The 18,078-nt window shown below is 68.0% G+C and carries 13 protein-coding genes; 8 read left to right on the forward strand and 5 right to left on the reverse strand.

Features of this window, described 5'->3' with window-relative positions; translation table 11 throughout:
* The first annotated feature begins 5 nt into the window (after positions 1–5).
* The 3 genes from KUM49_RS15165 (at position 6) to KUM49_RS15175 (ending at position 5,380) form a co-directional block, all read left to right on the forward strand.
* Positions 6–2,069 (forward strand): IucA/IucC family protein, encoded by a 2,064-nt coding sequence (locus KUM49_RS15165; RefSeq protein ID WP_217237360.1) that lies wholly within the window; start codon positions 6–8, stop codon positions 2,067–2,069.
* A gap of 85 nt (positions 2,070–2,154) precedes the next feature.
* Complete coding sequence (locus tag KUM49_RS15170) at positions 2,155–2,994, forward strand: GNAT family N-acetyltransferase (RefSeq protein ID WP_217237361.1); 840 nt, start codon at positions 2,155–2,157, stop codon at positions 2,992–2,994.
* Between the two features lie 355 nt (positions 2,995–3,349).
* Positions 3,350–5,380, forward strand: a complete 2,031-nt coding sequence (locus tag KUM49_RS15175; RefSeq protein WP_217237362.1) for an ATP-dependent DNA helicase — start codon at positions 3,350–3,352, stop codon at positions 5,378–5,380.
* A 159-nt stretch (positions 5,381–5,539) separates the two neighbouring features.
* Here the strand turns inward: KUM49_RS15175 and lexA are convergent, their stop codons facing one another.
* Entirely contained in the window at positions 5,540–6,319 is a 780-nt protein-coding gene (gene lexA, locus KUM49_RS15180; RefSeq protein WP_217237363.1) for a transcriptional repressor LexA, read from the reverse strand.
* 574 nt (positions 6,320–6,893) lie between these two features.
* On the opposite strand from lexA, the gene nrdR reads away from it, so the two are divergent.
* Entirely contained in the window at positions 6,894–7,454 is a 561-nt protein-coding gene (nrdR, locus tag KUM49_RS15185; RefSeq protein WP_217237364.1) for a transcriptional regulator NrdR, read from the forward strand.
* Positions 7,455–7,619: 165 nt separating this feature from the next.
* Positions 7,620–10,514, forward strand: a complete 2,895-nt coding sequence (locus KUM49_RS15190; RefSeq protein WP_217237365.1) for a vitamin B12-dependent ribonucleotide reductase — start codon at positions 7,620–7,622, stop codon at positions 10,512–10,514.
* 156 nt (positions 10,515–10,670) lie between these two features.
* Here the strand turns inward: KUM49_RS15190 and KUM49_RS15195 are convergent, their stop codons facing one another.
* Entirely contained in the window at positions 10,671–11,204 is a 534-nt protein-coding gene (locus tag KUM49_RS15195) for a TerD family protein (protein ID WP_217237366.1), read from the reverse strand.
* A 148-nt stretch (positions 11,205–11,352) separates the two neighbouring features.
* Here KUM49_RS15195 and KUM49_RS15200 point away from each other — a divergent pair, with 148 nt between their 5' ends.
* Both KUM49_RS15200 and KUM49_RS15205 read left to right on the forward strand, forming a co-directional pair.
* Positions 11,353–11,958 carry a YdbC family protein gene (locus tag KUM49_RS15200; RefSeq protein WP_217237367.1) on the forward strand — a complete coding sequence of 202 codons (606 nt, stop codon included), beginning with the start codon at positions 11,353–11,355 and terminating at the stop codon, positions 11,956–11,958.
* A 119-nt stretch (positions 11,959–12,077) separates the two neighbouring features.
* On the forward strand, positions 12,078–12,737 hold the full coding sequence (locus KUM49_RS15205; protein ID WP_217237368.1) for a histidine phosphatase family protein: 660 nt from the start codon (positions 12,078–12,080) through the stop codon (positions 12,735–12,737).
* Positions 12,738–12,806: 69 nt separating this feature from the next.
* On the opposite strand, the gene KUM49_RS15210 is transcribed toward KUM49_RS15205, so the two are convergent.
* Together KUM49_RS15210 and KUM49_RS15215 are read right to left on the reverse strand one after the other, a co-directional pair.
* Positions 12,807–13,343 (reverse strand): DUF4240 domain-containing protein, encoded by a 537-nt coding sequence (locus KUM49_RS15210; RefSeq protein WP_217237369.1) that lies wholly within the window; start codon positions 13,341–13,343, stop codon positions 12,807–12,809.
* A 53-nt stretch (positions 13,344–13,396) separates the two neighbouring features.
* Positions 13,397–14,638 (reverse strand): IS110 family transposase, encoded by a 1,242-nt coding sequence (locus KUM49_RS15215; protein ID WP_217237370.1) that lies wholly within the window; start codon positions 14,636–14,638, stop codon positions 13,397–13,399.
* Between the two features lie 611 nt (positions 14,639–15,249).
* On the opposite strand from KUM49_RS15215, the gene KUM49_RS15220 reads away from it, so the two are divergent.
* On the forward strand, positions 15,250–16,155 hold the full coding sequence (locus KUM49_RS15220) for an ADP-ribosylglycohydrolase family protein (RefSeq protein WP_217237371.1): 906 nt from the start codon (positions 15,250–15,252) through the stop codon (positions 16,153–16,155).
* Between the two features lie 370 nt (positions 16,156–16,525).
* Here the strand turns inward: KUM49_RS15220 and KUM49_RS15225 are convergent, their stop codons facing one another.
* Positions 16,526–18,073 (reverse strand): MFS transporter, encoded by a 1,548-nt coding sequence (locus KUM49_RS15225; RefSeq protein ID WP_217237372.1) that lies wholly within the window; start codon positions 18,071–18,073, stop codon positions 16,526–16,528.
* Between the last annotated feature and the right edge of the window lie 5 nt (positions 18,074–18,078).

An 18,078-nucleotide genomic window follows, 5' to 3' on the forward strand; every position in this document is an offset into this window, starting at 1 on the left:
GCACCTTGAACACCACCCCCGCGCCCGACAGCCGTCCTCACCAACACGCCCCCGGGCTCTCGGGCGCTCCAACCTCCGCGCGACCACGACCTGCACCGACCACCACGCCGGCCGCCGACCAGCGGGGAGTGGCTTCTGCGGAGCGGGAAGAAGTGGCTCCAGCGGTGTCGGAAGATAGGGTTCCCGCGCAGGGAGGACGTCCCGAGGCGGAGTGGGTCCCCGGCGCCGCCACCGACCTCCTGGAGCATCCCGACCCGCATACGGCAGCCGAGGCCGCGGCCGTCGAGAACCTGCTGCGCTGCTGGGTACGCGAGACTCACCTCGCCGCGCCCGACAACGGCACCCTCCGTATCCCCCTCCCCTCAAGCGGCACGGCGCTCTTCGTCCCCGTCCGCTACTGGTCCCCGACAGGCTGGCACCGCTTCGGCCCCCCGCGCCTCGCGGACGCCCCGGGCGACGCCCCACCCGCCGACGCGGTCACAGTCGCCGCCTTGCTCACACGTGAGGCACCCGGCGCGCAGAAGCCCACCGACAGCGCTCCCGCCCCCCCGACCCACCCTCCGATCACGACGCACCCGGCGCCAGCCCCGGCCGGCGCCGGTGCCGATCTCGTCGCCCGCGTGGCGGACTCCGTTCGCCGAACCGCCGCCTTCATCACCGAGCGCCGGAAACGCCTTGCCGACGAACCCGACCTCTTCCTCGCCGCCGAGCAGGCACTCGTGCTCGGACACCCGCTGCACCCGACCCCGAAGAGCCGTGAAGGGCTCACCGAGGCCGAAGCGCAGCCGTACTCACCCGAGTTGCGCGGCTCCTTCCCTCTCCACTGGATGGCTGTAGCTCCCTCCGTACTGGCCACCGACTCGGCCTGGACCGAACGCGGCCGCCTGGTCTCCGCACCCCGGCTCACGGCCCGGCTCGCCGGAGCCGGGCTCCCGCTACCCGACGGCCACACGGCCCTGCCCCTGCACCCATGGCAAGTGCGCGAGGTCCTGCACCGCCCCGAGACGACGGCTCTGCTGGAGGCAGGACTGCTCCAGAACCTCGGCACGCACGGCTCCCCATGGCATCCCACCTCCTCCGTGCGCACCGTCCACCGATCCAGCTCCCCAGCCATGCTCAAACTGTCGCTGGGCCTGCGCATCACCAACTCCCGTCGCGAAAACCTCCGCAAGGAACTCCATCGCGGAGTAGAGGTCCACCGGCTGCTCCGCAGCGGCCTGTCCAAGCAGTGGCAGGCGGCCCACCCGGGGTTCGACATCCTCCGCGACCCGGCCTGGATTGCCATCGACGGGCCCGATGGCAACCCCGTGCCCGGGCTCGACGTGGTGATCCGGCACAACCCGTTCAGCCCCGATGACGACGCCTCCTGCATCGCCGGACTTGTCTCGCCCCGACCCCGGGCCCCTCTGGGCGCCGCCGAAGCCGATCGGCACGCCGACCGACCAGTCCTGCGGTCCCGACTGGCCGAGGTCGTCACACGCCTCGCAGACCGGACCGGCCGGCCCCGAGGAGCCGTCGCCGCCGAGTGGTTCCTGCGCTACCTCGAACAGGTCGTCCGCCCAGTGCTGTGGCTGGACGCGGAAGCGGGAATCGCCCTGGAAGCACATCAGCAGAACACGCTGCTCCTGCTCGACGGCGAGGGCTGGCCCGTCGGCGGTCGCTACCGCGACAACCAGGGCTACTACTTCCGCGAATCCCGGCGCGCGGAACTCGATGCCCGCCTGCCCGGCATCGGCGAACGCAGCGACACCTTCGTCTCCGACGAGGTCACCGACGAACGGTTCGCGTACTACCTCGCGATCAACAACGTCCTCGGCGTAATCGGAGCGTTCGGTTCCCAGCACCTCGCCGACGAACGGCTCCTCCTCGCCGCCTTCCGGGGCTTCCTCATCGACGTGGCTTCGGGGCCCGGCCGCCTGCGCACCACGCTGCCCACCCGTCTGCTCGACTCCCCTGTCCTTCGCTGCAAGGCCAACCTGCTCACCCGTGTGCACGGCCTCGACGAGCTAGTGGGCCCGGTGGACACCCAGTCCGTCTACGTCACCATCGCCAACCCCCTTCATTACTGACGCGGCCTGTGATCACCGCCAACCCCCGCAACTCCCTCCCTGCTGAGGAACATGCCCCATCGCACCTCCCGAGAGGAGCACCGCCGTGCCTCGGTCCGACGCCACTGCCAGTGCCACCGCCGGCACCACCCCCGTCGCAGGCATCGGCACCGGCGTGATACCCGGAACCTGCACCAGCACGAGCCGCACCGACGCGAGCGTCCCCGAGAGTTTGGGCAGTGAGGACACGTTGGAACTGCGCCTGCCCGACAACCACAGCGAACGCTTGGAGGTGGGGAGAAGGGCCAACGTCGCCCCGCCCCCTGACCGGCTTGAGGGCGCGGTCAGACCCGCCACCGTCCCATCGGCATCCGATGACCTGCTCGACCAGGTCGCGGAGTGGGGGCCGACCACCACCCCTGTGGGCGTGTTCCATCTCGTCCCCGTTCGCATCGAGCGGGACCTGTCGGTGGTCAGCCGCTGGATGAACGACTCCGCCGTCGCACGGTTCTGGGAGTTGGCCGGACCTGAGTCCGTCACGGCGGATCACCTGGCGGCCCAGCTCTCCGGCGAGGGACGCAGCGTTCCGTGCCTCGGGATGTTGGAGGGCACGCCGATGAGCTACTGGGAGATCTACCGGGCAGACCTTGATCCACTGGCTTGCCACTACCCCGCTCGACCCCACGACACCGGCATTCATCTGCTTATTGGCGATGTGGCCGACCGGGGGAGGCGTCTCGGCAGCGCCCTGCTGAGAGCCGTAGCTGATCTCGTGCTCGCCAAGCGGTTCCTCTGTGCCCGCGTGGTCGCGGAACCCGACCTTCGCAACATCCCCTCCATCGCCGCCTTTCTGAGCGCAGGCTTCGGCTTCGCCACCGAGATCGACCTGCCCGCCAAGCAAGCTGCCCTCATGATCCGAGACCGGTCCCTACGCCATCTCCTGTGACGCCACGTCGCAGCGTCATCACTTTTGGTACACCGCCCGCGCCCATCCGGTTCCCACTCGCGGCGCACGGATTTCCAGCCGCGTCGGTCTCCGCCGTATCCGGGCCCGATGGACACCGTGACCAGGCTCGATCTCCACCAGCCTCCAGACCGACGTCAGGCGTCATAGCCCTGCCATCCACCAGAGCCGAAACGACCCGGTCCCTCAAGCTAGCTACTCCGAACCCGACCGGACCTGCCCCGGCCGCTACCGAACCGAATCGATCCACGTCAGAGGAGCACCCGGTCTTGATCCCGCCCCTCGTCACCGCCTTGATCACCCGTTTGTCAGTGCCGGGCCGTAGGGTGGTCGCGCTATGACGAAGCCCTCACTCCCCGAACTCCTGCATGCTGCCGTCACTGCGGTCGGCGGCACGGAGCGCCCAGGCCAGGTGACCATGGCCGAAGCTGTCGCGCACGCGATCGACGACGGCTCCCATCTTCTGGTGCAGGCCGGCACCGGCACCGGAAAGTCGCTGGGCTATCTCGTGCCCGCGCTCGCACACGGGGAGCGTGTTGTCGTCGCGACCGCCACCCTCGCCCTGCAGCGTCAGCTCGTGGAGCGGGACCTGCCGCGCACCGTCGACGCACTGCACCCACTGCTGCGCCGCCGCCCGGAGTTCGCGATGCTCAAGGGCAGGTCGAACTATCTGTGTCTGCACCGGCTCCACGAGGGCGTCCCTCAGGACGAGGAAGAGGGCCTCTTCGATCAGTTCGAGGCGGCCGCGCCCACCAGCAAGCTCGGCCAGGATCTGCTGCGCATGCGTGACTGGGCGGGCGACACGGAGACCGGTGACCGCGACGACCTCACCCCCGGCGTCTCCGACCGTGCCTGGGCCCAGATCTCCGTCTCGTCCCGGGAGTGCCTGGGTGCCTCGAAGTGCGCGTACGGGGCGGAGTGCTTCGCCGAGATGGCCCGCGAGCGCGCCAAGCTGTCCGAGGTCGTCGTCACCAACCACGCGCTGCTCGCCATCGACGCCATCGAGGGCGCCCCGGTTCTCCCACAGCACGAGGTGCTGATCGTCGACGAGGCGCACGAGCTGGTCTCCCGGGTCACCGGGGTGGCCACCGGTGAGCTCACCCCCGGGCAGGTGAACCGTGCGGTCCGCCGCGCGGCCAAGCTGGTCAACGAGAAGGCAGCCGACCAGCTCCAGACCGCTGCCGAGGGCTTCGAACGGTTGATGGAACTCGCTCTCCCCGGCCGCCTGGAGGAGGTTCCGGAGGATCTCGGCTACGCACTGATGGCCTTGCGCGACGCCTGTCGCACCGTGATCTCCGGCATCGGTGCGACCCGTGACAAGTCGATCCAGGACGAGGACGCGGTCCGCAAGCAGGCGCTGGCCTCGGTGGAGAGCGTGCACGACGTGGCGGAGCGGATCACGAACGGCTCCGAATGGGACGTCGTCTGGTATGAGCGCCATGACCGCTTCGGCGCCTCTCTGCGCGTCGCCCCCATGTCGGTCTCGGGCCTGCTCCGGGAGAAGCTCTTCGCGGATCGCTCGGTGGTCCTGACCTCGGCGACCCTGAAGCTGGGCGGCGACTTCAACGGTGTCGGTGCCTCCCTGGGCCTCGCCCCCGAGGGCACGGAGGGCGAGGACGTTCCCCAGTGGAAGGGCGTCGATGTCGGCTCGCCCTTCGACTACCCCAAGCAGGGCATCCTGTACGTCGCCAAACACCTGGCGCGCCCCGCGCGGGACGGCGACCGATCAGACATGCTCGACGAACTCACCGAGCTGATCCGGTCGGCCGGCGGGCGCACCCTGGGCCTGTTCTCCTCGATGAGGGCAGCCCAGCTGGCAGCGGAGGAGCTTCGCTCCCGTATCCCCGAGTTCCCCATCCTCCTCCAAGGCGAGGAGACGCTCGGCGAACTGATCAAGAACTTCGCCGCCGATCCCCAGACGTGTCTCTTCGGCACGCTCTCGCTCTGGCAGGGCGTCGACGTCCCCGGCCCCAGCTGCCAGCTGGTCGTGATGGACAAGATCCCGTTCCCGAGGCCGGATGACCCGTTGATGAGCGCCCGCCAGAAGGCAGTGGAGGAAGCGGGCGGCAACGGTTTCATGGCGGTCGCCGCCACCCACGCGGCCCTTCTCATGGCCCAGGGCGCCGGTCGCCTCGTACGGGCTTCAGGGGACCGTGGTGTGGTCGCCGTACTGGACCAGCGCCTTGCGACGGCGCGGTACGGAAGTTACTTGAAGGCTTCACTGCCCGACTTCTGGTACACCACGGACCGTGAGCAGGTCCGCCGGTCGCTGGCCGCGATCGATGCGGCGGCGAAGAAGGCGGAACCGCAAGCGGCATCTGAAGCTGAGGCGAAAGCGGAGGCCGAAATCGAAACTGAGGCTGAGTGATCGGGGGTGGGGGCTTGTCCCAGCGCTGGGACAAGCCCCCACCCCCGATTCGAATCCCCCTTGTCGCCGGGGATCGCACAGCACAGGGCCCCGGAACCGGCGCAGAGGTCCCGGGGCCCGGTCACAGGGGGCGGCCGATACGAGCCGCCGCCGCAGCCGTCACACGCGCCGCAGCACTGCCACCACCTTGCCCAGGATGGTCGCGTCGTCGCCGGGAATCGGCTCGTACGCGGAGTTGTGCGGGAGGAGCCAGACATGGCCGTCCTCGCGCTTGAAGCGCTTGACGGTCGCCTCGCCGTCGAGCATCGCGGCGACGATGTCGCCGTTCTCGGCGACAGGCTGACGGCGGACCGTGACCCAGTCGCCGTCGCAGATCGCGGCTTCGATCATGGAGTCGCCGACGACCTTGAGGACGAACAGCTCACCGTCGCCGACCAGCTGGCGGGGGAGAGGGAACACGTCCTCGACGGACTCCTCCGCGAGGATCGGGCCACCTGCGGCGATGCGGCCGACCAGCGGGACGTACGACGCGGCGGGCTTTCCCGCGGTGTCCGTGGGCTGCGCCGATGAGGTCTGGTCGGAACCGCGCACCTCGTACGCGCGCGGGCGGTGTGGGTCACGGCGCAGGAAGCCCTTGCGCTCCAGCGCCATGAGCTGGTGCGCGACGGACGACGTGCTGGACAGGCCGACCGCCTGGCCGATCTCCCGCATCGACGGCGGGTAGCCACGCCGCTGCACTGAGTCCCGGATGACCTCGATCACCCGCCGCTGCCGGTCGGTGAGCCCGGAGCTGTCCGCCCGGATGCCCGGAGGTCGGCCCGGCAAGGAGCGCTTGTGCGCCTCGGGATTCATGGCTTCGTTCATCGCATGCACCGGCTCGAGTCGGCCCTGGGAGCGGTCCTGGGCAGTGATGATGGCACTGTCTGCGGTGGTGGTCACGTCGGCCCCTCTCGATGGTCTCCCTGCTGGACAACGGTAGTTGCTTTCGAAAGGTTGCGCCAAACACACGTTCGAGTGAAAAACCGTGAATAACCTGACTCGATCACATGCCTGGGTGTATGGATGACGCGACGCCTGGCAGACAAAAGCGCCCATTGTTGTACTCTTCACCGCCGGGACGGCGAGCTCGTGAGTGCCGGCCCAGTCTGCCATCAGCCTTCCCGGCAGCCGGGGACCGGCCCCCATCTGTGCGGGAATCCCACGCGCCCTCCCCGTGGCGCCCACGGTATCTCCGCATGTGTCACAGCGGTACGGCCGTGCGGACTGTGTGTCGGTGTGGCGGTACGGACGTGGGGCACATGCCAATACGCCCGCGACACACGTGTACGGCGTGTATGTATGGGCCAATCCCCACATGTAGTGGTTGGATTGCAGCAGCGGCCCAGAAGTTGTGGTCCCCCGGGTCTTTGAGCCCTCGGCGATCGCCTATGCTTGAGGCTGCTTCAAGGGGCCCAAGAGGCCTGAGAGGTCTCTTGGGGCTATTGAGTCTGCTGTTGAGGAGGGTTGGGAATTCATGCACTGCCCCTTCTGCAGGCACCCCGACAGCCGTGTCGTCGACAGTCGAACGACCGACGACGGTACGTCGATCCGCAGGCGCCGCCAGTGCCCTGACTGCTCCCGTCGTTTCACGACCGTGGAGACGTGCTCGCTCATGGTGGTGAAGCGGTCCGGAGTCACCGAGCCTTTCAGTCGTACCAAGGTCATCAATGGCGTGCGCAAGGCATGTCAGGGACGGCCTGTCACGGAGGACGCACTCGCCCAGCTCGGCCAGCGGGTCGAGGAGGCGGTGCGGGCCACCGGAAGCGCCGAGCTGACCACCCACGACGTGGGGCTGGCCATACTCGGCCCGTTGCAGGAACTCGATCTCGTCGCCTATCTGCGATTCGCCTCCGTCTACCGGGCATTCGACTCGCTCGAGGACTTCGAGGCCGCGATCGCGGAACTCAGGCAGCAGACGGGACCACCCACCGCGGACGACGAGGACCGCGAAGGGGCTGTCACGGGGAGCCAGGAAGACGACCGCGGGTCCGGCGGGACTGCTCAGGTCCCCGAACCCGCCCACGCCGCCGACTGACCGGCGGGCCGGAACCGGGCCAAGACCCCGGGTTCGGCCGGGCGGCGTCGGACGACGACTTGTTGCGGGCGGTATGCGAGTGGGTGCCCGCGACACCAGACACAACACAGTGCCACGGGAACATCGTGGCATTTCAGGGCGTTTTTGCCTGTACAGGGAGGCGGCATGACAGAGACGGCGAGCGGTCCGGCACGGAGTTCCCGCGCCAAGGGCACCAAGGCGACCAAGGGGCTGCGTATCGAGCGCATCCACACCACCCCCGGCGTGCATCCGTACGACGAGGTGGCCTGGGAGCGTCGTGACGTCGTCATGACCAACTGGCGCGACGGCTCGGTCAACTTCGAGCAGCGTGGCGTCGAGTTCCCCGACTTCTGGTCGGTGAACGCGGTCAACATCGTCACCAGCAAGTACTTCCGCGGTGCTGTCGGCACCCCGCAGCGCGAGGTGAGCCTCAAGCAGCTCATCGACCGCATCGTGAAGACGTACCGGAAGGCCGGCGAGGACTACAAGTACTTCGCCTCGCCCGCTGACGCGGAGATCTTCGAGCACGAGCTGGCGTACGCCCTTCTGCACCAGATCTTCAGCTTCAACAGCCCCGTCTGGTTCAACGTCGGTACGCCCCAGCCCCAGCAGGTCTCCGCCTGCTTCATCCTGTCCGTCGACGACTCCATGGAGTCGATCCTCGACTGGTACAAGGAAGAGGGCATGATCTTCAAGGGCGGCTCCGGTGCCGGCCTGAACCTCTCGCGTATCCGCTCCTCCAAGGAACTGCTGTCCTCCGGCGGCAACGCCTCGGGGCCCGTCTCCTTCATGCGCGGCGCCGACGCCTCCGCAGGAACGATCAAGTCCGGTGGCGCCACCCGGCGTGCCGCCAAGATGGTCATCCTCGACGTCGACCACCCCGACATCGAGGGCTTCATCGAGACCAAGGTCAAGGAAGAGGAGAAGATCCGCGCCCTGCGTGACGCGGGCTTCGACATGGACCTGGGCGGCGACGACATCACGTCGGTGCAGTACCAGAACGCCAACAACTCGGTCCGAGTGAACGACGAGTTCATGAAGGCGGTCGAGCAGGGCGGCAAGTTCGGCCTCCGCGCGCGGATGACCGGCGAGGTCATCGAAGAGGTGGACGCCAAGTCGCTCTTCCGCAAGATGGCCGAGGCGGCCTGGGCGTGTGCCGACCCCGGCATCCAGTACGACGACACCATCAACGCCTGGCACACGTGCCCGGAGTCGGGCCGTATCAACGGCTCGAACCCGTGCAGCGAGTACATGCACCTGGACAACACGTCCTGCAACCTCGCCTCGCTGAACCTGATGAAGTTCCTCAAGGACGACGGCCTTGGCCACCAGTCCTTCGAGGTCGAGCGTTTCGCCAAGGTCGTCGAGCTCGTCATCACCGCGATGGACATCTCCATCTGCTTCGCGGACTTCCCGACCCAGAAGATCGGCGAGAACACACGCGCGTTCCGCCAGCTCGGCATCGGCTACGCCAACCTCGGCGCCCTGCTGATGGCGACCGGCCACGCGTACGACTCCGACGGCGGCCGGGCTCTCGCCGGCTCCATCACCTCTCTGATGACCGGCACGTCGTACAAGCGCTCTGCCGAACTCGCCGCGGTCGTCGGCCCGTACGACGGCTACGCCCGTAACGCCCAGCCGCACCTGCGCGTCATGAAGCAGCACTCGGACGCCAACACCGTGGCCGTCCGGGTGGACGACCTGGACTCGCCGATCTGGGCCGCCGCCACGGAGGCCTGGCAGGACGTGCTGCGCCTCGGTGAGAAGAACGGTTTCCGTAACTCCCAGGCGTCCGTCATCGCCCCGACCGGCACCATCGGTCTCGCGATGTCCTGCGACACCACCGGCCTCGAGCCCGACCTCGCCCTGGTCAAGTTCAAGAAGCTGGTCGGCGGCGGCTCGATGCAGATCGTCAACGGCACCGTCCCGCAGGCCCTGCGCCGCCTGGGCTACCAGGAGGAGCAGATCGAGGCGATCGTCGCCCACATCGCCGACCACGGCAATGTGATCGACGCACCGGGCCTCAAGTCCGAGCACTACGAGGTGTTCGACTGCGCCATGGGCGAGCGCTCCATCTCCGCGATGGGTCACGTCCGCATGATGGCCGCCATCCAGCCGTGGATCTCCGGCGCGCTGTCCAAGACGGTCAACCTGCCGGAAACGGCGACCGTCGAGGACGTCGAAGAGGTCTACTTCGAGGCCTGGAAGATGGGCGTCAAGGCGCTCGCCATCTACCGCGACAACTGCAAGGTCGGCCAGCCCCTCTCCGCCAAGACCAAGGAGAAGGAAAAGGCCGAGGTCACGGAGAAGGTGGAAGCGACCATCCGCGAGACGGTCGAGAAGATCGTCGAGTACCGCCCGGTCCGCAAGCGCCTCCCCAAGGGCCGTCCCGGTATCACGACGTCCTTCACGGTCGGCGGCGCCGAGGGCTACATGACGGCCAACTCCTACCCGGACGACGGCCTGGGCGAGGTCTTCCTGAAGATGTCGAAGCAGGGTTCGACCCTCGCGGGCATGATGGACGCCTTCTCGATCGCCGTCTCCGTCGGCCTTCAGTACGGCGTGCCGCTGGAGACGTACGTTTCGAAGTTCACGAACATGCGCTTCGAGCCGGCCGGCATGACGGACGACCCGGACGTGCGGATGGCGCAGTCGATCGTCGACTACATCTTCCGCCGCCTGGCGCTCGACTTCCTGCCCTTCGAGACGCGCTCCGCCCTCGGCATTCACTCCGCCGAGGAGCGCCAGCGTCACCTGGAGACGGGTTCGTACGAGCCGTCCGACGACGAGGTCGACGTCGAGGGCCTGGCCCAGTCGGCGCCGCGCGCCCAGGAGCTGAAGGCCGTCGCCACGCCGAAGGCCGAGGTTGAGGCGGTCAAGCCCGCCCCGCAGCAGGCCCACACCAGCGCCGAACTGGTGGAGATGCAGATGGGCATCCAGGCAGACGCCCCGCTGTGCTTCTCCTGCGGTACGAAGATGCAGCGGGCGGGTTCCTGCTACATCTGCGAGGGCTGCGGCTCGACCAGCGGGTGCAGCTGATCGTCGGCACCCTCAGGGTGTGAAGCCACTGTCAGGGCGGTGGCGCCGGTTCTCGGCGCCACCGCCCTCGGCGTCTTTGACGGGTCTTGCGTCCCCCAGCGAGCAAGACACCCGGACTTGCCGTCCTGAGATCGCTCCTCGTTCGGGGTTCGAGGGTCAGGGTCGGCGCGCTCGGCCCATGGTCGCCGTGAACGTCGCCGGGTCGTCCTCGAAGCCGTGGACGCCGGGCTGGAAGGTCCAGGTGCCGGACCCCTCGCGCACGAACTCCGCGACTGTCGTTGCCGTCGCCCCCAGGACGTCGCCGAAGTTGTCCTCGGTCAGGACGGTGTATCCCTCACGAATGCGGAGCGCCGGGTTGAGCACGTTGACGAAGGTCGTGTGGTCGGAGCGCTGTTGGATGACGACGCCGACCACCACGCGCACGTAGCGGGCATCCAGCCGGTCCAACTCCAGCGTCATGACCTCGTCCCAGCCGAAGCCCTTGCCGTCCTTGCTGTCGCGGTTGAGGTAGATGGTCCCGTCGGGTGAGCGGCTGTCGAAGTGCACGACATAGGCGGGATCCCCGTACGGATCGCTCGCCAAGTACGTGGCGGCGACGACGTCCAGATCGCTGGGTGGCCGGCCCGCCGGACTCGGGTCCCACTTGACGGCGATCTCGACCTTGCGGATGCCCTTCTTGAGGCCGTTCACCAGGCTTCCCCTTCCCCCTGTGGCGCCGCCCGAACTGCCGGGCCGGCAAGGCAGGTTGTCCATCCTGCCACGCGACTCCGTGCCTTTACGGGCGAGCTCTCCGTCCGAGAGTGACCTACGCCACGCTCCGTGGCCTTACGATGGCGCGGTGCTGGTCAAGTGGATTCGCTGCACCGTGGTGGACCGTCGCGGTTTCGAGCGGGGGCAGCGAAAGTGGGCGGGGCTTCTGGGAGAGCCGGGGTTTCGGGGGCAGGGTGGGGGATGGAGCCGGGGACGGCAAGGCGTGGCGCACATCTTCGCCTTCTGGGAGAGCCGTGCCTTCTACGACTCCTTCATGGCCCGGTCACACGACCGGCTGGCGGCGGCCCAGTCGGGCACCTTCAAGGACAGCCAGGCCAAGCTGTTCGACTACCGCTTCGACGTGAAGACCGGCTTCCAACCGCGGTTCTCGGACGCGGACCTGGTACGGGTCGCCCACTGCCGTGTCCACGAGGAGCGCGCCGAGCACTTCACGCTGATGCAGGAGAAGGTCTGGAACCCCGCGATGGCCGGTTCTCCCGGGATGATCCGTGGGCTGTTCGGCGAGGCGCCGGGGAACGAGTTCCTGGTGCTGTCGATGTGGCTGTCGGCCGCTGAACACGGCAAATACCGAACCGAGAGAGTGGAGCGCCTTGCGCTGCGGGCCCAGACGGAAGCGGACGTCGCATCCCTGACGGGCGACATCGTGCAGCTCGAACCGACCTGGACGGTGTGACGTCCGGACCTGTTACTCGTGCGTCTTGCAGTGGCCGTTGGTGCGGAAAGTGTGTGACCTACGCCGTATGGAGGCCGTACGAGTGCTCTATGGAGCCTCACCCGATCTAGGGTTTTGGCATGGCACGACCACGGCGCATCGTCCTTGTCCGGCACGGCGAGTCAACGGGCAATGTTGATGACACCGTCTACGAGCGTGAACCCGACCACGCCCTTGCTCTGACCGAGCAGGGCTGGCAGCAGGCAGAGGAGACCGGGAAACGGCTGCGCGAGGTCTTCGGCCGCGAACGCGTCAGCGTGTACGTCTCCCCGTACCGGCGTACGCACGAGACGCTGCGGGCCTTCCATCTCGACCCCGACCTCATACGTGTGCGCGAAGAGCCGCGGCTGCGCGAGCAGGACTGGGGGAACTGGCAGGACCGCGACGACGTCCGCCTCCAGAAGGCGTACCGGGACGCCTACGGCCACTTCTTCTACCGCTTCGCCCAGGGCGAGTCCGGCGCCGACGTGTACGACCGGGTCGGCGGCTTCCTGGAAAGCTTGTACCGCAGTTTCGAGGCCCCCGACCACCCGCCGAACGTGCTGCTGGTCACCCACGGCCTTGCCATGCGGCTGTTCTGCATGCGCTGGTTCCACTGGACGGTCGCGGAGTTCGAGTCGCTGTCGAATCCCGGGAACGCAGAGATGCGGATGCTCGTTCTCGGGGACGACGGCAAGTACGCGATGGACCGGCCCTTCGAACACTGGCGGGATCCTGAGCCGTACGGGATCACCGGATAGACACCTCATGGTGCTAACTCGTCAAGGTGTCGGCTCCGGTGTTCGAACAGCGATCGCTCGTGGGGCGTCTCACTCCAGGTAGAGAGCAGCCAGACGCGGCAGGCGGCGAGCCATCTCGTCCGAGTCGTCGAAGTCGAAGGCCCAGGCAGCATCCAGCTCCGGATAGCGGATGGTGGGTGCGCCGGCGGGAAGCTGATCGCCGGTCGCCGTGATGTGCGCGTTCCAGGCGATGCCCAGCATGTCCTCACCCTCTAGGTCGACGCCGTCGGCCGCGGCAGCTTGAACGATGGACAGTTCCGCGAGGGCATCAGGGTCAGCGACTGCGCGCTCGAAGACCTCACGCCCCTGAGCGATCAGCCAGCCGCGGAAGTAGTCGAAGCCGTCGTCAGAGCATCCACCGTTGGCGATGTAGGCAGCGGCCCACAGAGGGTTGGTGTAAGACTCAACCATCAGGTCCCACAGCACCTGCTCAGCGGCGACGATCTCCTCGACCGGCCGGTCGGCCAGCAGCGAGGTCGCCTCGCGAGCGACCGCTTCGCCGTCGTGCGGGGCGATCACCCGGTCACGGGCCGCCGCGATGAGCTCCCAGAACTGCTCCTTGTTCATGGTGGCAGAGCATGTCACCTGGTACTGACAGAGCAGGTCTCGACGGTGGGAGATCACGCTGCGGCCTTCTCTGCCTCCAGCGCTGGGGCCGGAAAGGCGACCAGTTCATCGAAGAGCGTGTGCTCCTGGAGGCAGCAGTAGAGCTGGCCGGGCATCCGGTTGAAGAGGTTGCGCAGGGCGGCCGCGTGCCAGTCTCCGTGGACGTCGCGTCGGCGCCGGTAGTGGGCCTTGGCTCCGGGTGATCCGTTGGGGGCTGCGAAGGCCCAGAGATAGCCGGCGTGGTTGAGCCGGTCATTCTTCACCCTTCGCCGGGTGATGCTCGATTTCTTCCCGGAGGCTCTGGTGATCGGTGAGGCGCCGGCGTAAGCCTTCAGGCCGCGGGCGTCGGCGAAGCGGCTTCGGTCGTCGCCGATCTCGGCCAGCACCCGGGCGCCGAGCTGGACGCCGAGGCCGGGGAAGCTGAGGATGACTTCAGCGTCCGGGTGCTGAGGGAAAGCCTCCTCCACCGCCTTTGCGAGGTCGTCGGCGGCCGTGCAGGCGGCCTCCAGCTGGATCAGGAGGGCGAGCATCTGCTTGCCGAGCGCGTCCTCGACCAGCGGCGGCTGGTGGGCCCACTCGGCGCGGAAGACCTCGCGGAGCCGGTCCGCCTCGGCCTCGATGCCCCGCTTGCGGCCGGCTCGCTTCAGCGCGGCCTGGATCTGCGTGCGGCTCAGCCGCGCGGCCTGCGAGGGCGTGGGGGCGAGCCTGAGCAGTTCGCGTGCTTCAGGTCGACAGAGGCCGTTCTGCCAGGTGGCGAAGGCGTCCAGGGCGGATGGGTAGTACTCGCGCAGCAGGGACCGGAGCTGGTTGGAGTTCTGCTGCCGGTTCCAGGTGGCATCCTGCTGAGCTCGGGCCAGGACGGCGATGGCGCGGGCCAGGTCGCTGTCCTGCGGCAGGGGCCGGTGAGCATGCATGTCGGTGCGCAGGATGTTCGCCAGGACCAGGGCGTCGCCGGGGTCGGACTTCTTGCGGGAGACGGAGTGGCGGTCCCGGTAGCGGGCTGCGGCCATCGGGTTGATCGCGAAGACCTGTCGCTTGCCGGTCCGCAGAACGGCGACCAGCAGACCGCGAGAGGTCTCGATCGCGATCGGGATCGGGGCGTCTTCCGTGTCGCCGTACTCGGCAAGCAGGTCCATCAGCAGCTGATAGCCGGCAACGCCGTCGGTGATGCGGCGCTTGGCGAGCAGTTCGCCGGTGTCGTCGACCAGAGCGACGTCATGATGGCGCTCGGCCCAGTCGATTCCGCAGTAGATCAAGTTGTTCCCTCCCCATGGCGCGGGTGATTGCGCTGGTCACGAGCGCATGCGGGCCACGCAGCGACCTAATTCCAGGACTCAGCCACCAGAGCTGGTCCGACACCTCATCAGCCGTGTTCGTGGCACCAGCTCACCTCACGGGCCTCGGTCTACTCGGGAGCTCGAACTGGCTCGAGAGCTTCAAGAGGTCACCGTGTGGAGGGCTCGCACCACCAACTCCAACGAGTGATCAAGCCGACGGTGTTGACGAGCCCGTGGTCATAGGTGCTGCCGATCTTCGAAGAGGCATTCTGCTGCCCGGTCCTGACGAGGCATCCAGCAACAGTCCACGGGCCCGCCAACGTCTGATGCGGTGGCGGTCGTGAAGACGCCGAGCGCCGTCGCTCTCTGGGGAGGTCTCGTTCCGACCAAGTCGCGTGAAGACATCCGCTCGACGCCCACACCACCGCCACCACTACAAACACCAGGGCCGTGCACCGGTCTATCCGGAGGCTTCCATCAGCCGGAGTGGCAACAGATGTCACGGCCCCAGTGTTCGAACGGGCCCAGCAAGACCACATGCGTGGTGGGTGGTGCTGGATCCGTCAGCAACGAATTAGAGTGGCAGGGCGATGACTGCTAACTCCTCTCCCGACGGGCGCCTGGAGCGTGCCCTGGCCAGCCTGCGCGGACTGGCCGTGGGGGACGCGCTGGGCTCGCAGTTCTTCGTGCCGGTGAACTACCCGTTGCTCAAGGACCGCGAGCTGCCGCCGGGCCCCTGGCAGTGGACGGACGATACGGAGATGGCCTGCTCCGTGGTCGCCGTCCTGGCCGCCCACCACCGCATCGACCAGGACGCCCTGGCCCACTCCTTCGCCGAGCACCACGACTTCGACCGCGGCTACGGTCCGGCGGTCAACCGTCTGCTGCGGCTGGTCCGGGAGGGCGGTGACTGGCGGGAACTCGCCTCGGCGCTCTTCAACGGTCAGGGGTCCTGGGGCAACGGTGCCGCGATGCGGATCGCACCCCTGGGTGCCTGGTACGCGGACGACCCGGAGCAGGCGACCCACCAGGCGGAGATTTCCTCGTACCCGACGCACCAGCACCGTGAGGCCGTCGTCGGCGCCATGGCCGTCGCCGCGGCCGCCGCCCTGGCTGCCGCTCCCGGCGGTCCGCCCAGCCCCGAGGCGCTCCTCGACGGAGTCGTGGCACTCGTTCCGAAGAGCGCTGTCGGCGCGGGCCTGCGACGCGCCCGGGACATGCTGGACTACGCCGATGTCGGCACCGTCGCGGCCGTGCTCGGCTGCGGGCGGCGTACGACGGCCCACGACACCGTGCCCTTCGCGCTCTGGTCGGCCGCCCGAGGCCTGGGGGACTACGAGCAGGCGTTCTGGACGACCGCGCAGGTCGGCGGCGACGTGGACACGACCTGCGCCATCGTGGGCGGGGTGGTGTCCTCCGGTAAAGCGGGAGCGCCGCCGGCCGCGTGGGCTGCACAGACAGAGGCACCGCCCGACTGGGTTCCCACCGTCGACTGACGGGGCCCGCCGCCTGTGGCTCTTCCCGCTCGACCGTCCGTCGGGAGCATGGGCCGATGAACTCGCTGAAACTCTCTGTGGTCGTCGGGAACTGTGCGTGACCGCTGCGGCGTTCTTATGGCATCCGCTGTGTGGTGCGTGGGCGGAACGTAGACACGTGATAGGGCGGCCGCAGGGGGTGATCATGCAGTTCGTAACGGGGTCGGTGACGCTGCGGGGCGTTCTGGGCGTTCTGGCCATGCTTGGCGCGCTGGGCATGTCGGGCTCGGTGGCTCGCGCGTTCTGCGGGCGAATGGCCGGACCGTGGTCCTCGCCGTCGGTCTCACGGACTGGGACCGGCCATCCGCAGCTTCGCACGCGACCGGTCGGCTCAGCCGATACCCGGACCCGCCGTGCCGGCGAGGGAATCCAGATCGCTCTTACGGACCTTGATCACCAACCAGGCGGTGACCAGCGCGACCACGGCCATGGCTGTTGCCGCGATGAAGCCCGTCGAGATGCCCTGGGCGAGCACCTCGTGTCCCCATGGGGCAGGCAGCTGGTGCGTTTGACTGAAGTCAGCTTTCTGCTCCGCCGAGCCTTCGGCGAGGAACTTCGGCAGTTGCTTCTCCGTCTCGCTCTTGCTCGCCGAGCCGAACACCGTGGTCAGGATGGACAGGCCGAGCGAGCCGCCCACCTGCTGCGTGGCGTTGAGCAGTCCGGACGCCGCGCCCGCCTCGTGCTGGGCGACACCGGAGACTGCGGTGAGCGTCAGCGTCACGAAGTTCAGACCCATACCGAAGCCGAACACCAGCATCGGCCCGAGGACGCCACCGACGTAAGAGCTGCCGGAGCTGATCAGGGCCTGCCAGCCCAGCCCGATCGCCGCGAGCGCGGAGCCCACGATCATGAACGGTTTGGGCCCGAGTACCGGCAGAAACCGCTGGGACAGTCCCGCCCCGAGCGCGATCACGACCGTCACCGGCAGGAAGGCGAGACCAGCCTGGATCGGGCTGTACCCCAGCACGTTCTGCACGAAGAGCACGATGTAGAAGAACATGCCGAACATCGCCGCGGCGAGGCTCAGCATGATCACGTACGTGCCAGAGCGATTGCGGTCCGTGAACATCCTGAGCGGCGTGATCGGTTCTTTCGCCCGGGATTCGATGACGGCGAAGGCCACCAGCAGGACCACGGCGGCACCGAAGGAACCTATGGACAGGCTGTCCCGCCACCCCTCGTCAGCCGCCCGGATGAAGCCGTAGACGAGCAGAGCCATGCCCGCCGTGGAGGTCAGGGCGCCCGAGACGTCGAAGCGCCCGGTGTGCCGCTCCGACTCGCTGATGTAGAGCGGGGTGAGCACGGCTATCAGCACGCCGATCGGGACGTTCACGAAGAGCACCCAACGCCAGTCGAGCCACTCCGTGAGCATGCCTCCCGCGAGCAGACCGATGGCACCGCCGCCCGCGGAGACCGCGGCGAAGACACCGAAGGCCCTGTTCCGTTCCGGCCCTTCGGGGAACGTCGTGGTGATGAGCGCCAGCGACGTGGGCGACGCGATCGCGCCTCCCACTCCCTGCAGTACACGTGCGGCCAGCAACTGCCAGGGCTCCTGGGCAAGGCCGCCGAGCAGCGAGGCGAAGGTGAAGAGCAGGATCCCGGTCATGAAGACCCGGCGGCGGCCGAGGATGTCGCCGGCCCGGCCGCCGAGGAGCAGCAGACCGCCGAAGGTCAGCGTGTAGGAGCTGACGACCCAGGTGAGGTCGGTCGTACTGAACTTGAGCGCGTCTTGAATGTGCGGGAGCGCGATGTTCACAATCGTCGCGTCGAGTACCACCATGAGTTGGCAGGCCGCGATGACGGTGAGTGCGATACCGGGATGTCCCTCCCGGCGGGCCGCACCTGGTTTCTGGTCCTGAGTCAACTGAGAGGTTGTCACTATGG

Source organism: Streptomyces sp. AC555_RSS877 (assembly GCF_019049245.1).
Classification (GTDB): Bacteria; Actinomycetota; Actinomycetes; order Streptomycetales; family Streptomycetaceae; genus Streptomyces.

Bases quoted from the DNA above. Each gene is read 5' to 3' on its own strand.
- KUM49_RS15220 (WP_217237371.1), top strand. From the start codon at position 15,250: ATGACTGCTAACTCCTCTCCCGACGGGCGCCTGGAGCGTGCCCTGGCC.
- KUM49_RS15205 (WP_217237368.1), top strand. From the start codon at position 12,078: ATGGCACGACCACGGCGCATCGTCCTTGTCCGGCACGGCGAGTCAACG.
- KUM49_RS15210 (WP_217237369.1), bottom strand. From the start codon at position 13,343: ATGAACAAGGAGCAGTTCTGGGAGCTCATCGCGGCGGCCCGTGACCGG.
- KUM49_RS15175 (WP_217237362.1), top strand. From the start codon at position 3,350: ATGACGAAGCCCTCACTCCCCGAACTCCTGCATGCTGCCGTCACTGCG.
- nrdR (WP_217237364.1), top strand. From the start codon at position 6,894: ATGCACTGCCCCTTCTGCAGGCACCCCGACAGCCGTGTCGTCGACAGT.
- KUM49_RS15190 (WP_217237365.1), top strand. From the start codon at position 7,620: ATGACAGAGACGGCGAGCGGTCCGGCACGGAGTTCCCGCGCCAAGGGC.